The 15,574-nt window shown below is 53.9% G+C and carries 11 protein-coding genes and 2 tRNA genes; 9 read left to right on the top strand and 4 right to left on the bottom strand.

The features are described 5' to 3' along the window. Positions 1-177: 177 nt before the first annotated feature. The gene (locus Pla22_RS01225; RefSeq protein WP_146512963.1) at positions 178-1,596 is read left to right on the top strand and encodes a DUF6513 domain-containing protein; all 1,419 of its coding nucleotides are present in this window, start codon (positions 178-180) and stop codon (positions 1,594-1,596) included. 48 nt (positions 1,597-1,644) lie between these two features. Here the strand turns inward: Pla22_RS01225 and Pla22_RS01220 are convergent, their stop codons facing one another. Both Pla22_RS01220 and Pla22_RS01215 read right to left on the bottom strand, forming a co-directional pair. Beyond that, positions 1,645-2,403 carry a sulfite exporter TauE/SafE family protein gene (locus Pla22_RS01220; RefSeq protein ID WP_146512962.1) on the bottom strand — a complete coding sequence of 253 codons (759 nt, stop codon included), beginning with the start codon at positions 2,401-2,403 and terminating at the stop codon, positions 1,645-1,647. Continuing rightward, positions 2,400-3,563: an ABC transporter ATP-binding protein gene (locus tag Pla22_RS01215; RefSeq protein WP_146512961.1), complete on the bottom strand. Its 1,164-nt coding sequence runs from the start codon at positions 3,561-3,563 to the stop codon at positions 2,400-2,402. The genes Pla22_RS01220 and Pla22_RS01215 overlap by 4 nt, the downstream gene beginning before the upstream one ends. A gap of 150 nt (positions 3,564-3,713) precedes the next feature. Between Pla22_RS01215 and msrB the strand changes: the two genes are divergently transcribed. Continuing rightward, positions 3,714-4,298 (top strand): peptide-methionine (R)-S-oxide reductase MsrB, encoded by a 585-nt coding sequence (gene msrB, locus Pla22_RS01210; RefSeq protein ID WP_242631729.1) that lies wholly within the window; start codon positions 3,714-3,716, stop codon positions 4,296-4,298. Between the two features lie 23 nt (positions 4,299-4,321). Here msrB and bioD read toward each other — a convergent pair whose 3' ends face one another. Beyond that, positions 4,322-5,053: a dethiobiotin synthase gene (gene bioD / locus Pla22_RS01205; protein ID WP_146512960.1), complete on the bottom strand. Its 732-nt coding sequence runs from the start codon at positions 5,051-5,053 to the stop codon at positions 4,322-4,324. A 29-nt stretch (positions 5,054-5,082) separates the two neighbouring features. On the opposite strand from bioD, the gene Pla22_RS01200 reads away from it, so the two are divergent. From Pla22_RS01200 to Pla22_RS01180, 5 genes are all read left to right on the top strand, one after another. Beyond that, the gene (locus tag Pla22_RS01200) at positions 5,083-5,949 is read left to right on the top strand and encodes a carbon-nitrogen hydrolase (protein ID WP_146512959.1); all 867 of its coding nucleotides are present in this window, start codon (positions 5,083-5,085) and stop codon (positions 5,947-5,949) included. Positions 5,950-6,062: 113 nt separating this feature from the next. Next, positions 6,063-6,377: a hypothetical protein gene (locus Pla22_RS01195; protein WP_315854120.1), complete on the top strand. Its 315-nt coding sequence runs from the start codon at positions 6,063-6,065 to the stop codon at positions 6,375-6,377. Positions 6,378-6,849: 472 nt separating this feature from the next. Further along, positions 6,850-7,839, top strand: coding sequence for a LysR family transcriptional regulator (locus Pla22_RS01190; RefSeq protein ID WP_146512957.1), 990 nt, complete (start codon positions 6,850-6,852; stop codon positions 7,837-7,839). Between the two features lie 168 nt (positions 7,840-8,007). Next, positions 8,008-12,549 (top strand): glutamate synthase large subunit, encoded by a 4,542-nt coding sequence (gene gltB, locus Pla22_RS01185; RefSeq protein ID WP_242632000.1) that lies wholly within the window; start codon positions 8,008-8,010, stop codon positions 12,547-12,549. Between the two features lie 61 nt (positions 12,550-12,610). After that, on the top strand, positions 12,611-14,116 hold the full coding sequence (locus tag Pla22_RS01180; protein WP_146512955.1) for a glutamate synthase subunit beta: 1,506 nt from the start codon (positions 12,611-12,613) through the stop codon (positions 14,114-14,116). A gap of 60 nt (positions 14,117-14,176) precedes the next feature. On the opposite strand, the gene Pla22_RS01175 is transcribed toward Pla22_RS01180, so the two are convergent. After that, a complete protein-coding gene (locus Pla22_RS01175; protein WP_242631728.1) occupies positions 14,177-15,091 on the bottom strand; it encodes an FAD:protein FMN transferase in 915 nt (304 codons plus the stop codon). A 282-nt stretch (positions 15,092-15,373) separates the two neighbouring features. Here Pla22_RS01175 and Pla22_RS01170 point away from each other — a divergent pair. Further along, positions 15,374-15,462, top strand: a tRNA-Ser gene (locus Pla22_RS01170). Positions 15,463-15,501: 39 nt separating this feature from the next. Further along, positions 15,502-15,574: transfer RNA gene (locus Pla22_RS01165), tRNA-Lys, on the top strand.

The following is a 15,574-nucleotide window of genomic DNA, read 5'->3' as shown; positions in this document are numbered from 1 at the left end:
ATAGCGACACGTGACACGAGTCCACAATTTTTTCGCTGTAAGGATCACGAATCACTCGCAGACTTAGTGCACGCCGATCGCTTTGGGGTCACTCTTTCCAGTCCTGATCAAACAGAACGAAAACTTGAAGCTGTCTCTTGTGTCGCAGTCCCATCAGTGATCATGATGCAAGGCAACATGAACCAAGTCATTCAACCTAAGCCGCACCATCACTTTCATTTCATCACCGGCAAGCTTGCCGAGGTGGCGTTGCGCGACGTCGTTTCAAAACTTAGTCATGAGTACGGTTTCGCCTATTCGATTGGTGTAGCACCAATCACGGTAGCCGCGCTTATTACGCCGAAGTGGTTGCTGCGTCACTGGGATGTGCCGTCACAAGCAACGCATGTTGTTGTGCCGGGCTACTGCGAGCAAGGAATCTCTTTGCTGCAGGAAAGTTCGCAAATTCCGGTGCTTTTGGGGCCCGTCGATTGTCGAAGCCTGCCGGAATGGTTTGGCGGCAAGAGTGTTCCCGTCGATCTAAGTCGATACAACACCCGTATCATCGCCGAGATCAATCACGCGCCACGGATGTCAATTGAGACCGTTGTGAAACGTGCTAAGCAAGCGGCTGTTGATGGCGCCGATGTGATTGATTTCGGTTGCGATCCCACTCAACGATGTCATCGCATCGGCGACTACATAGCTGCCATCATTGATCAGGGGTTGCAAGTATCCGTGGACACTTTCGACGAGTGGGAAGCAAGTGAAGCGACTCGTCGTGGTGCTTCGCTTGTCTTATCAGTCAACTCATCTAATCGTGAATCAGCGCGCGATTGGGGAGCCGAAGTTGTTGTGATTCCGGACACTCCTGGGGACGAAAAAAGTTTTGAAAAAAATATTGGATTTCTAGACACTGCTGGGGTCAAGATACGATTGGATCCGATTTTGGAACCGATCGGTGCTAACTTCGCTGGAAGCCTTGTTCGTTACGCAAAAACTAGAAACGACTATCCTGATCACGCGATGATGATGGGGATCGGCAACTTGACTGAACTCACCGATGTCGATTCCGCAGGGTTGAATTTGATGTTGCTTGCGATTTGTGAAGAATTGCGAATCGAAAGTGTGTTGACCACCGAGGTCATCAACTGGGCACGTTCAAGTTTGCGAGAGTGCGATATAGCGCGGCGGTTGGCTTACTATAGTGTGCGCAATGGTGTGCCACCGAAGAGGCTTTCCGATGCGTTGGTAATGCTTCGCGATCCAAAGTTAACTCCGTTTTCAACTGAGATGTTGTCGTCGCTAGCGAGTTCGCTGAAGGACAACAATTATCGCCTGTTTGCACAGGACGACGTGATTCACGTGTTGGCGGCAGGTTTGCACCTTCGTGACGCCGATCCGTTCTTGTTGTTTGAGAAATTAATGCAACAACCCGCTTCGGATAACGTTGACGCTTCGCACGCGTTTTACCTCGGTTATGAGATGGCCAAAGCATCGATTGCGTTGACGTTGGGTAAGCAATACAACCAAGATCAAGCGCTGGATTGGGGGTTGCTGACACGCGAAGAGGATTTGCATCGGATAAAACGGGGCAACCGCCATCGCAATAGCTAGATCTCGGAGTGTCGGTTAGTGAAGACGTCCGGCTAGTGAAACCGTCAGCTAGTGCAGATAAGGCGCCGCGATGCTGCTTAGGCTGATGATCAACAGCAACGTTAACGTCACTGCCCGTAAGCGTTCGCGCCCTAGCCACGATCCGACTTTCAGTCCCCACATTGTTACCACGATCATCAAGGGCGCGCTCACTGCTGCGGCGAGAGCTGGCGGTACGATACGGGCTCCGAACATGTAATAAAGCACCAACAGCGAGGGAATAAAGCTGGTTAAGTACATCGCAAACAGGAATCCACGACTCTTTCGAGTATTCCAATTGTGTGCTTGCACCCAAAGCACCATCGCCGGGCCGCCCATCCCGACTAGGCCTTGGAAGAAACCAGAAAGAGGAAACACGATCCATGACCAAGCGGGGTGAAGCTTCGGTTTGGGTTGAGGATGAAAAGCAATGGTGCAAAGAGTGGCTACCAGGATGAACACACCAACGATTTGCCGTATCGTTTCAGGTGAGAGAGTTTCCAATTCGCTTAGTAGCCAGATGCCAATCGGGAAGAACACAAACCGTCCCAAGCAAGGCACTGCGATTAGTTTCACCGACAGCTCATCGCGCAACGACCAAACTCCACCGACGTTTTGCGGAAGAGTTGCAATCAGAAGTGCCGTCTGCGCCGCAGGAATCGTATAGCCCATCCACAAGAGTGCGGGCACGATCAGCATGCCCGCTGCAAATCCGGCGGCTGCTTGTACAAAAGTACCCAAGGCTAGGATCAATGCGATCGGTAAGAACAGAAGCAAAGATTCAATCATGAGGGTCCGATCGAGCCGTTGTTGTCGGCGAAGAACAGCAGTCGAGCTAGTTCGATTTCGAAACGCACCTGGCGCAACTCGCTACTGGTGTTATCGCTCGGCGCTGTCAGGGCGAAGCGAGGGGTGTCGTTGTCGAGCGATGTCCACAGGGTCTGCCCCATCGCGTTTTGCGCGCGACATCGTTCTACGTTAAGCGACATTCCTGTTGCCATCGTGCATTCACCCAAGTCAGAGACCACACGCACGTCTTCGGGACGAACGGCGATGATCAATGTTGGGTTCGCGATATCACCTATCTGATGAATCCAGTCAGAACCTTCGCCATGCAGTGTTACGTCATGGTCGCGGATTCCAATTGTTTTGACACCGTTTGCTATGGTGAGCTCTGCGTTGAACAAATTCAGCGGGATCGCAGTAAGGCTAGAGGCCGACTGTAGGCTATTGGGGTGAGCGTAGATGTGGTTGGGCGACCCTTCCTGGATGATTTGTCCGCTCGCTTCGCCAGTGCCGATCACAACAATGTGGTCGGCTACTCGCATTGCTTCGCGTCCGTCGTGGGTGACATGAATCACTGTCATTCCACACTCGCGATGCAGCTTCACTAGATCGATTTCTAGTTCGGCGCTCGCGGTTGCATCGAGGGCTGCAAGCGGTTCGTCAAGCAGCAGCACTTGACGGTTTTGAGCCACCGCTTTTGCGATCGCAACGCGGCGCAGTTCCCCTCCGCTGAGTCGATCAGGATAACGGTCGAGCAGGTGGGAGATCCGGGTGAGCTCTATTGCCCTATCTAACGATTGCGACGGTTGATCGTTGGCACGGTCAGAAGTTTGGGTGAAAGAACGAGGAATCGCGGGCGACTTAGCTGAGAATTCCAGGCTCTGACGCACCGACATGTGCGGATAGGACGCGTCGTTTTGAAAGACTATCGCCACATTTCTAGCCCGAGGCGGAACCTTCGTGACGTTCTTGTCAGCAATCCATACTTGCCCTTGATCGGGGGCTTGGATCCCAGCGATGAGTCGCAGAAGCGTGGTTTTTCCGCATCCGCTCGGGCCTAATAACACGGTGTAGCTTCCCGATGGGACCATCAGATCGACATCTTTGACGACTTCTCGGCCGGCAAATGATAGGGAAATCTGGCGAAGGTCGACGGAGGACATACAATAATGTGCATTGAGTGATAGGCGTATCGCAGTCCCACCTTACTTTGCCAACGCCAATTTTCGCACCCGGTATTTAATGACCAATCGGAAGGTTACCGATTCAACCACCACGTTTGACGTCCCGCCTTGACGCAAGAGAGTCTCGCCATGAAACGACTTTGGCTTTTATGTGCCGCATTGCCGATGCTTGCTATGGTTGCCTTCGCCGATCAGCCGAGTGACACAGGCAAGGACACCGCATCGGGAACGCTCCACGCGAACATGGACGACGCTAAGTTAACGATGCCAACGATAGACAAGGTGGACCCACCCGTGGATTCCGTCGAGCCCTTCGTTAAGCCGAGCGAACGTGAGTTGCGAAAGCGTCTGAGTCGTATGCAGTTCGACGTGACTCAAAATGAGGCTACTGAGCCGGCGCGAAAGAACCGCTACTGGAACTACAAGCTCAAAGGCGTCTATGAATGCGTCGTTTGTGGGCAGGACCTGTTTTCAAGCGAAACGAAGTTCCGCTCGGGTACCGGTTGGCCAAGTTTCTTTGCACCGATGAGCGACAAGCAGGTCGGTTACAAAACAGATCGCTTCTTGTTTTACCCTCGTACCGAAGTGCATTGTTCGCGTTGCAACGCACACCTTGGTCACGTGTTTAATGATGGCCCCGCACCAACGGGCAAACGCTATTGCATGAACAGTGCCTCGCTGAACTTTATCGAGGATGAGTCAGAAGAAGAGTGAGTGACGCTATCAGAGTGAAGAGATCAAGCGGTTAGGAAACTCAAGTCTTGGTGCGTTGCTCCATGGCGTACCTCGCCGAGTATTTTTGCGTCACTGAATCGAGCAATTTGTGCGGCATTGCTGGCTGCGGAAGAATCGCACGTGGGTGTGGGATGCGAAAGAATGACGCCCTCCACTTGAAGATCGCGAGAAGCGGCCGCCGCAAGAGTGGCAAGTGTTTGATGGATCACGCCGAGTCGATTGGCAGCAACCACGATCGTTGCAAAATGAGTCTGCGGAAATTGCTCTGAGATTAGGTCACTCATGCGGTTGATCAAATCGACATTTAATAGTTCGGTCGACAACGGGCTCATCAAGCCGCCGGCACCTTCGATGATCGTGACGTCGAAGTCTGAACCGAGCCAAGGTAGCAGGCCTGCGAGTAGTTGTTCGTCATCAACAAAACAGTTTTCGAGTTTGGCGGCTTCGGGTGGAGCCAAAGGGGCGAGAAATTTTTGCGGACAGACTTCGTCGGGTGTTCGCGGTTGACCAGCGGCGTGCCATAGTGATGCGGCGTCGTCTGCAATTCGAACGCCGTTTTCGCAACGGCAACCGCTGGCGACTGGTTTGTAGACGCCCACTCGTAAGCCACGGCTGGCAAAATGCTTGGCCGCCAGTGATGCGGTATAGGTTTTGCCCACATCAGTGTCGGTACCTGCAAAAAACAACGCGGTCGATTTAGGATTGCCCATTTGGGAACTGACTTCTCGCTTCATTCAATTCATTAACAACGAAAGTAATAACCGTGGTCCGAAATGTTCGTCTATCGCTCGTTCAAATGCGAGATGCCGGAACTCGTGAAAAGAATGTGGATGCGGCTCTGGGGTGGATAGAAAAAGCCGCTGCCGACGGTGCACAGGTGATTTGTCTGCAGGAGCTATTCACCGGGCCTTACCCTTGCCAATCGGAAGATCATCGGATGTTCGACTGGGCGGAATCCATCCCCGGACCCACAACCGAGGCGATTTCCAAAGTCGCTGCCAAGCACGAGGTTGTCGTCGTTGTGCCTCTGTTCGAACGACGTGCCCCTGGTCTTTACCACAACACGGCGGTCGTGATTGATGCCGACGGCAGCATCGCGGGGACGTATCGAAAGATGCACATTCCCGATGACCCTTTGTTCTACGAAAAGTTTTACTTCACACCGGGCGACCTTGGCTTCACACCTATTCAAACTCGCTATGCCAAGCTTGGTGTTGCGGTGTGTTGGGATCAATGGTATCCCGAAACCGCACGTCTGTTGGCACTCGCGGGTGCCGAAATCTTGTTGTATCCAACAGCCATTGGTTGGATTCACGAAGAGAAAGCCGAGTTTGGAGCTGGTCAGCAAGATGCTTGGCAAACGGCGATGCGAGCGCACGCGATCAGCAATGGATTGTGGGTCGGTGCCGCCAATCGTGTTGGTATCGAAGGCAACTTGGAATTCTGGGGCACCTCGTTTGTTGCTTCGCCTCGAGGCGAGATTGCGGCGGAGAATCGAACCCAGGATGAGTGTTTGGTGACAACCGATTGCTCGATGGATGATATCGACGTGGTGCGAACCCATTGGCCATTCTTTCGAGATCGCCGAATCGACGCCTATGAAGGGCTGATGAAACGTTGGATCGATTAACGCGATTGTTCGGTCTCGATCATTCGGGATTTATCGATCGCGAAGGGCAATTGAAAAACCCTACCGCTGAACGTCGTTGCCGCTCGATAAAGGAGCGTGCGGGCGCTCGGTGAGTGTCCACGGACTTCTTTGGATTCTTCAATCAGCCGGAAGCGTTTCCTCCCATGTGGCGATCTATCTTTCTCGCACTCGGCATCATGGCGATCATTGTTGGCGCCGAGTGTTTGGTTATCGACAGTGCCAGCATGTACTCGGCCAACGAGACACGTCCGTCGAGTTTTATCAATCCTGCGGGAAGTCCATCGGCGACCGCCAAAGTTTGGCGACCAAAAGAATGGATGCCTTGGATGTTGCTTGCCGGCGGCACGATCACCATTTTGTACGCCTTCACGCTTCCCAAGCGTTTTCGCCGAAATGCGATTGCCTAAGTCCGAAATTTTGGCTCGGTGAACTGGGACGCCGTGATAGCGTTGGCGAGCCGATCGCTACGGACTGGTCGTGGGTGGGGGGCAAGTCTCGCGCGATTGCCATCGTGCTCCATGCAGTCTTATGGTTTTTAGCCGTGGCTTGTGGCTTGTGGCTTGTGGCTCTCGCGAGTGCTTCGGGGGCAACTTTGTAGCGATCGCGATATTTTGGGGGCCCGCGTGATTGGCGAGACTGTTCGGCGAGACTGTTCGGCGAGACTGTTCGGCGAGACTGTTCGGCGAAGCCGGGCCGGGCGTCCGCTGTCGGAGTGGTCATGCCGGTGCTATTGCTGGCAAAGAATGGGGCTCAAAGGGACGGTCGACGCTGCGATGGAGCGAGAGACTTGACGCTTACGGTGGAAGTATCTACTCTGTCGATCGACGGATTTGATGTTAGGGATGGCTCTATTAGTGATGTTAATACTAAGAGGCTGCGTTGCACCTTCGCACGCTCGAACTTTTCTGTACGATTGCCGATCAACGAAGCTTTTCCCGGGCTGCGGCCGCTCACGGCTTGACTCAAGGGGCTGCGAGTCAGTCGATTGCCCAGCTTGAAGAGTGCTTGGAAGTAACGCTTATCGACCGTTCCAAACGGCCGCTTTTGCTGACTGCCGAGGGCCTGGCCTATTTGCGAGGCGTTCGAGGAATCCTGCGTAGCTATCAACGGCTCGAGGACGAGGTTCGCAGCATCCGTAAGCGTTTGTCGGGGCAAGTCACCATCGGCAGCATCGTTTCGGTGGGTTTGAGCTACATGCCTGAGGCGACTGAGGTGTTTGCTCGGTTGCACCCCGGCGTGGATGTTCGATCTCAGTTTGGTCCTGTGGACCGAGTGATTGAGATGGTTACCGAAGGCGAAGTGGACTTTGGTTTGGTAAGCTACCCGCGGAACTCCAAGTCAATTCAGTGCATCGACTGGCAACTTGAGCCGGTGAAGTTGGTTTGCAGTGACAAGCACCCGTTAGCGGATTGCCGCGAGGTTCGGTTATCGCAACTGAGCGGAATGGAAATGATCGGTTTCGATCGACGGCTTTTGCTGCGTCAGGAGATCGACCGTTTCATGTCCGAGGCCGGTGTGGAAGTGGACGTCCGAATGGAGTTCGACAATGCGGATTCCATGATTCGGGCGATCCAAGCTAATCGTGGCATCGGCGTTTTGCCTGAGGCGGCGGTTCGGCGCGAAACGGCGACGGGGTCACTGAGGGTGGTGCCTTGCCGTGAATTGCGAATGACCCGACCCCTGGGAATCATTTTTCGTCGGTCGGGACGATTGAGCGAAGTGGCTAGTGAGTTCGCTTCGCTGTTGTTAGGCCGTCCGATCACTTCGGAAAGCAAGCAGAAGTCCGGAAACAAGAAGCAGCACAGTGACCCTCCCGCCAACAGTGCCGGTGGATCACCCGATCCAAAACAAGCGTCGGTGATCGCATGAGTCGATTGCCCGCGACCGCCTGAATCCGCCCCGCGGCCAATTCAATTATCGAACACCAACTCAATACCGAATACTTGTCAGTAAGAAGTTAGGAAAACCCCTATGAATGACATCCTCCGCCAGTCGCCTGAACAGGTTCTTCCGCAACTGCCGCTAGCGCAGCCGCTGATGCATTTGCCACCTGCCCAGGGTCTTTACGATCCTGAATTTGAAAAGGACGCCTGTGGTGTCGGTTTCATCGCTCACATCAAGGGAAAGCCAAGTCACCAGAACGTCCTTGACGCTGACAAGATTTTGATCGCGATGGATCACCGCGGCGCTTGCGGGTGTGAACCCAACACCGGCGACGGCAGCGGGATCATGTGTGGACTACCTCACAAGTTTTTGCGCAAAGTTGCGAAGTCAGACCTCGGTGTTGATCTGCCTGAACCAGGTAAATTTGCCGCTGGCAATGTGTTTCTGCCACGTGACGAAAAGGAACGCGCGCATTGCAAGGAAGTGATCGAGAAGTTGGTCAAGGATTGCGGGCAGACATTCTTGGGATGGCGCGATGTCCCTCAGGAAACAGACCTTGCCGATGTAGGCCCAACCGCTCGCGCAAGTGAACCCGTGATCGAACAGTTGTTTGTCGCTGCAGCCGATGGCATCGAAGGTGATGCTTTTGATCGCAAGCTGTACATGATTCACAAGCAGGCCAGCCACGCCCTTCGCGGTAGCGATACTCTCAAGCAAGCGCTTGTGTTTTACATTTGTTCGCTCAGCACGAAGGTCATTATCTACAAGGGCATGCTGACGCCAGCACAAGTGTTGCCGTACTACCCTGACCTTCGCGACGAAGATTTTGAAACTCACTTGGCGATGGTGCATAGTCGGTTCTCGACCAATACGTTCCCGAGTTGGGATCGTGCTCAGCCGCTTCGTTTCATGAGTCACAACGGCGAAATCAATACGCTTCGCGGTAATAAGAACTGGATGCGTGCTCGTCAGGGGTCAGCCAAGAGCGAGCTGTTTGGCGACGATCTGCAGAAGTTGTTTCCCGTCGTCGAACCACACTGCAGCGATTCGGGTTCGTTTGATAACGTGCTTGAATTCTTGCTGATGAACGGTCGGACATTGCAAGAAGCCATCATGATGATGGTGCCCGAAGCGTGGCAGAAGCACGACACGATGGACGAAGAGAAGCGAGCCTTCTATGAGTACTTCTCATGCATGATGGAGCCGTGGGATGGTCCCGCTTCGATCGTGTTTACCGATGGGCATTACATTGGTGCGACCTTAGACCGAAATGGACTTCGACCGAGTCGTTATTACATCACCAAAGACGATCGTGTGATCATGGGGTCAGAGGTGGGTGTATTGCCAGTTGATCCAGCGATTGTGGCGTCCAAGGGACGTTTGCAGCCTGGCAAAATGTTCTTGATCGACTTCGAACAAGGTCGATTGATTCCTGACGAAGAACTCAAGAGCGATTTCGCATCGAAGAAGCCATACGGCGCGTGGCTAAAGGATCAACGCATCCGCTTGGCCGACTTGCACCCTGAAGCCGAGGGTCACGGCTTTGACGGCGATTCACTTTTGCCGCGAATGCAGGCGTTTGGTTACACCGCCGAAACGATGAAGTTCATGCTCCGCCCGTTGATCGAACAATTGCGTGACCCGGTTGGATCGATGGGGAACGACAGTGCGTTGGCGTGTTTGTCCGACAAGCCGCGAATGATCTATGACTACTTCAAGCAGTTGTTCGCCCAGGTGACCAACCCGGCGATTGACTCGATTCGTGAAGAAGTGATCATGTCGCTGGAGTGCTACATCGGCCCCGAGCAAAACCTGCTTGAAGCAACGCCAGAGCATTGTCACCGCCTGTTGGTTGATCATCCCATTTTGACCAACGAAGAAATTGCCGCTTTGAAGCATATTGATTATGCGGGCTGGCACTCGGTCACGATCGACATCACCTTCCCTCGCAGCGAAGGCAAAGCCGGTCTCCAGAAGACTCTTGATCGTATCTGCCAAGAAGCCGAAGCGGCTGCCGATGCCGGTATCCAAATCGTCGTGCTTAGCGATCGTGAAATCAGTCACGATCGTGTACCCGTTTCGGTTTTGTTGGCAACCGGAGCGGTTCATCATCACTTGGTGGCACAGGCGAAACGCACCCGAATTGGTCTGGTTGTAGAAACCGGCGAGGCTCGTGAAGTTCACCACCACTGCTTGTTGGTGGGCTATGGCGTAGATGCCATCAACCCGTACTTGGCTTTTGAGTCGCTTTGGCAATCACGCCGCGATGGGTTGCTGGCCGAATCACTTGACGACGACAAGATCGTGGCTGCGTATCGAAAGAGTGTTGCCAAGGGCATGCTGAAAGTCATGGCCAAGATGGGCATTAGCACGCTGCAATCTTACAAGGGTGCCCAGATCTTCGAAGCCTTGGGGCTGCGTGACGAAGTGATCGACAAATGCTTCGTCGGCACGGCTAGCCGCATTCAAGGAGTGTCCTTCGATATCTTGGCGGAAGAAACGATGCGTCGCCATGAACTGGGTTACCCCAACAAAGTCGACGACAAGCTTGCTCAGCTTCCCAACTTGGGTGAATTCCATTGGCGAGCCGAAGGCGAAAAGCACGCCTGGACCCCGGAGTCGATTTCAAGTTTGCAGGTTGCCGCTCGCAACAACAACGAAGACGCCTACTGGAAGTTCGCTCACACGATCAACCAGGACAACAAGAATCGATGCACTCTGCGTGGATTGTTGGACTTTAACTTTGACGATGTCAAAGCGATTCCCCTGGATGAAGTTCAACCAGCCAAAGACATCGTCAAGCGGTTCTGCACCGGCGCGATGTCTCTTGGCAGTATCAGTGCAGAGTCGCACGAGACACTCGCCGTTGCAATGAACCGCTTGGGCGGCAAGTCCAACACCGGCGAAGGTGGCGAAGATCCCGTTCGGTTCAAGCCGATGGAAAACGGTGATTCAAAACGAAGTGCGATCAAGCAAGTCGCATCAGGTCGTTTTGGTGTCACGATTGACTACTTGACCAATGCTGACGAAATTCAAATCAAGATCTCGCAAGGTGCTAAGCCTGGTGAGGGTGGAGAATTGCCGGGCAAGAAGGTCGACCAATACATCGCCAATATCCGTTACAGCACTCCGGGTGTGGGATTGATCAGCCCGCCTCCTCACCACGACATTTATTCGATCGAGGATTTGGCGCAGCTCATCCACGATTTGAAGAATGCAAACCGTGCGGCTCGCATCAGCGTGAAGCTGGTTTCCGAGGTTGGCGTCGGTGTGATTGCATCGGGTGTTGCGAAGGCTCACGCGGATCACATTTTGATCTCCGGTGACACCGGCGGGACGGGAGCGTCGCCGTTGACGAGCATTAAGCACGCGGGACTGCCATGGGAACTCGGTATCGCCGAGACCCACCAAGTTCTGGTTCTGAATGATCTTCGTTCGCGAGTCGTCTTGCAAACCGATGGTGGATTGAAGACTGGCCGTGACATGGTGATAGCAGCGCTTTTGGGAGCCGAAGAGTTTGGTTTTTCGACCGCCCCATTAGTAACGCTGGGATGCATCATGATGCGGAAGTGTCACTTGAACACATGCCCGGTCGGCATCGCGACGCAGGACCCCGACCTACGCAAAATGTTCACTGGTAAGCCAGAGCACGTGGTCAACTACTTGTTCATGGTGGCTGAGGAAGCTCGGCGAATCATGGCCAAGCTTGGAGTTCGCACGATCGACGAAATGGTCGGACGTAGTGATTTGTTGAAGACTGATGCTGCGATTAAGCACTGGAAAGCCGACGGGCTTGATTTGACCAAGGTTTTGATGCCAGCCCATCGCGCGCACGAAAACGTGGGTGTGATTTGTAGCATGGCCCAGGATCACGGGTTGGAGTTGTCGCTTGACATGACCAAGTTGCTCGATGCAGCCAAGCCCGCGATCGAAAACGGCGAGCGTGTTGTGATCGAGTCGCCGATCATCAACATCAACCGCACCGTCGGTACGATCTTGAGTAACGAAGTAGCCAAGAAGTATGGGCAAGCGGGCTTACCTGACGACACGATTCGGATCGAGCTTAATGGTTCGGCGGGTCAGAGCTTGGGGGCTTTCTTAGCTCACGGCGTGATGATCAATCTTGAAGGTGATGCGAATGATTACGTCGGCAAGGGATTGTCAGGCGGCCGAATCGTCGTCAAGCCACCTAAGGAAAGCACGTTCAAACCCGAGGACAACATTCTTGTCGGAAATGTGTGCCTGTATGGTGCAACAAGCGGCGAGGCGTACTTCAACGGTCGCGCTGCCGAACGTTTCTGCGTTCGCAATAGTGGTGCTAAGACCGTGGTTGAAGGTCTGGGTGATCATGGTTGCGAGTACATGACTGGCGGACGCGTGGTTTGTCTGGGCAAAACCGGACGCAACTTCGCTGCCGGGATGTCTGGCGGAATCGCGTACGTGCTCGATGAGGACGGCGACTTCAGCTTGAACTGCAACTTGGCAACGATCGCTCTGGAGAAAATTGATTCGCCCGAGGAAGAAGCCGATGTCAAAGAACTCATCCAAAAGCATCTTGAGTTCACTGGCAGCCAGCAAGCTGCTCGCGTTTTGGAAGATTGGTCAGGCTTCCTTGCCAAGTGCGTCAAGGTCATGCCAATCGACTACAAGCGAGTGCTGTTAGAGATGAAAGAAAAGCAAGCCGCAGCGGTATAGCCCGTTGTTTCATTGACTTAATACATAGCCATTTACACTTCCCAACCAACGAGACAACATCATGGGCAAGCCCACCGGATTCAAAGAATTTGACCGCAAAAAAGTGCCATGGCGTCTGCCAGTTGTTCGCATCAACGACTACGACGAAATCTACACTGAACCACGCGTCGAGCAGCTTAAAGAGCAAGGCGCAAGGTGCATGGATTGCGGCGTGCCGTTTTGCCAATCGACGACCGGATGTCCGATCGATAATTTGATTCCCGAGTGGAATGACTTGGTCTACAACAACCGTTGGAAAGAAGCGATTGAACGGTTGCATAAGACCAACAACTTCCCGGAGTTTACCGGACGCACCTGCCCTGCCCCGTGCGAAGGCGCTTGCGTTTTGGGAATCACCAATCCGCCCGTGACGATCAAGAATATCGAAAATGCGATTGTTGATCGTGCTTGGGAAGAAGGTTGGATCGTCGCTAAAGCACCGGAAGATCGAACCGGCAAAAAGGTTGCCATCGTCGGTAGTGGTCCGTCGGGGTTGGCGGCTGCTGACCAACTGAATCAAGCTGGGCACTTGGTCACCGTGTACGAACGAGCCAACCGCATCGGTGGTTTGTTGCAATACGGCATTCCTAACATGAAATTGTCCAAGGAAGCCGTCCAACGTCGAGTCGACAAGATGACTGCCGAAGGGATCACGTTCGTAACGGGGGTGAATGTCGGCAAGGATATCCAGCCATCCGATTTGCAGAAGGATTTCGACGCCGTTCTGCTTGCCTGTGGTGCAACGAAGCCTCGTGACTTGCCGATTGATAATCGGGATGCCAAGGGCGTTCATTTCGCGATGGAGTTCTTGACTGCCAACACTCGCCAAATGGTTCACAACGAATCGCTAGAGGACGGTTTCATCAGTGCCGAAGGCAAGGATGTGATCGTCATCGGCGGTGGTGACACGGGAACCGACTGCATTGGCACGTCGCTTCGTCATGGCTGCCGCAGTTTGGTGAACTTTGAATTATTGCCAAAGCCACCCGAAGATCGTTCGCCTGATAACCCGTGGCCAGAGTGGCCTCGCGTATTCCGCGTGGACTATGGCCACGAAGAAGCCGAAGCGAAGTTTGGAAAGGATCCTCGTGAGTACCAGATTCTCAGTAAGGAATTCCTGAAAGACGAAGACGGAAACCTGAGCGGTATCAAGACCGTCAATGTTGCCTGGACGCGTAAAGACGACGGCGGTTGGGCGATGTCGGAAGTCGAAGGAAGCGAAAAGGTTTGGCCCGCTCAGCTTATTTTGTTAGCGATGGGTTTCCTGGGTCCCGAGCAGTACGTTGCTGAATCGTTGGGATTGGAAGTCGATCCACGCAGCAACTTCCAAGCGGTTCACGGTAAGTTCACGACCAACATCGAAGGCGTGTTTGCGGCAGGCGATTGCCGCCGCGGACAAAGCTTGGTGGTGTGGGCGATCAACGAAGGCCGCGGTGCGGCTCGTGCGATCGATATCTACCTTGAAGGTCACAGCAACCTGCCGGCACCCGGCCAAACGATGGGCACTTCGATGGAAGTCGGCGTCTAGCCCTGCATTAAGTAACCCTGCGAAAGGCATCAAACGGCACTCGGTAACGAGTGCCGTTTTTCATTCGTCCACCCAGACGATTTCTCCTTGCGAGGTGACTTGCACTTCGTCTTGGCGAGTTGCAGCGGCCACCGAGATCAGTGTTGGCCACCATGGGGCGGTTCGCATTGATTCAAAGCTGGGGGTTCCGGCAACGAATAATCCGGTTGCCATCGCATCGGCATCGGCCGCACTGTTGGTCAAAACAGTCAAGGACAATAGGTCACCTGCGGGATAGCCTGTCCGCGGGTCAATCACATGACCAAAGCGTTTGCCCTTGTGGTGAAAGAACTGCTTGCCGCTTCCGCTGGTCGCAACCGAGGCGTTCTTAAGCCATACCCCGGCGAGTCTATGTTTGGGTTTGGTGGGGTGAGCGATCCCGACGGCCCAGCCCAGTTCGCTGCCGGGAAATTGGTCGCCGCGAGCCACGACGCTGCTGCTGCCGCCGTGGATAAGAAAATCGTCGACGCCAGCGTGCATCAAATAGCGTTTAACGCAGTCCAAAGCCTCGCCCTTTCCAATGGCTCCAAGGTTGATGGACATCCCAGGTTTCGCAAAACGAACTCGCCGGGTGTCGACATCCAATTCAATGAACTGATATCCGACCTGCTGAAGAGCGGTTTCAATTTGGGCCTGGTTCGGTTTTCGTCCGCTGCGCTGAGTGAACCCCCAGGCCTCGATCAGCGGGCCTGCTGAAATATCGAAGGCTCCGTTGGTTTGGGTGCTCCAAAGAATTGCTTTTTCGATGATCGAAAATGTTTCCGCCGAGACCTTGGTCCATTGCTGGCCACCCTGGTTAATCCGAGAGACTTCGCTGGTGGGGCGATAGACCGTTAGCTTGGCTTCGATGTCATCGAGGCTTTCGAGTGCTTGGACAGCCGTTTCGACTTGGTGAGATTGGTTCTCGGGCAGCAAAACCACAAAATTTGTTGCCATAGCAGCGTGAGAAACGTGCGTGACCAGTGGCGATCCCGGCGGCGGTGCGACGCGGAGAGGTTCGGTTGGAGGGACGCTGGAGGGCATGAAAGTGCTTCAGACGGTGCAAAATTCGCGGTCTTCTAAGAAACTAACCGCAACGGATGTCCGAGGTGAACCCGGTGCCAACATTGCGAGTCTAAAGACCACAGAAAGACTGGAAAGTTGAGGGTTGCGTAAATGGACATTTTCCAGCACAATCTCGACTCGATCAACGACCAGACTTGCTTTGAGTCTGGCCACGGAGCGGTGGCTGAGTGGTCGAAAGCGCCGGTTTGCTAAATCGGTGAACGGGTCAAACCGTTCCGCAGGTTCAAATCCTGTCCGCTCCGCTTTTTGGCTCTATCCGTCACCCCGCGGTGAGTCTCCCCGAGGGCGTAGCTCAGTCGGTAGAGCAACGGACTTTTAATCCGTTGGTCCTGGGTTCGAGTCCCAGCGCCCTCA

The sequence above is a fragment of the Rubripirellula amarantea genome (assembly GCF_007859865.1).
GTDB lineage: Bacteria > Planctomycetota > Planctomycetia > Pirellulales > Pirellulaceae > Rubripirellula > Rubripirellula amarantea.
The sequence above is the reverse complement of the archived record's forward strand: the minus strand, read 5'-3'. Positions and strand labels throughout refer to the sequence as shown.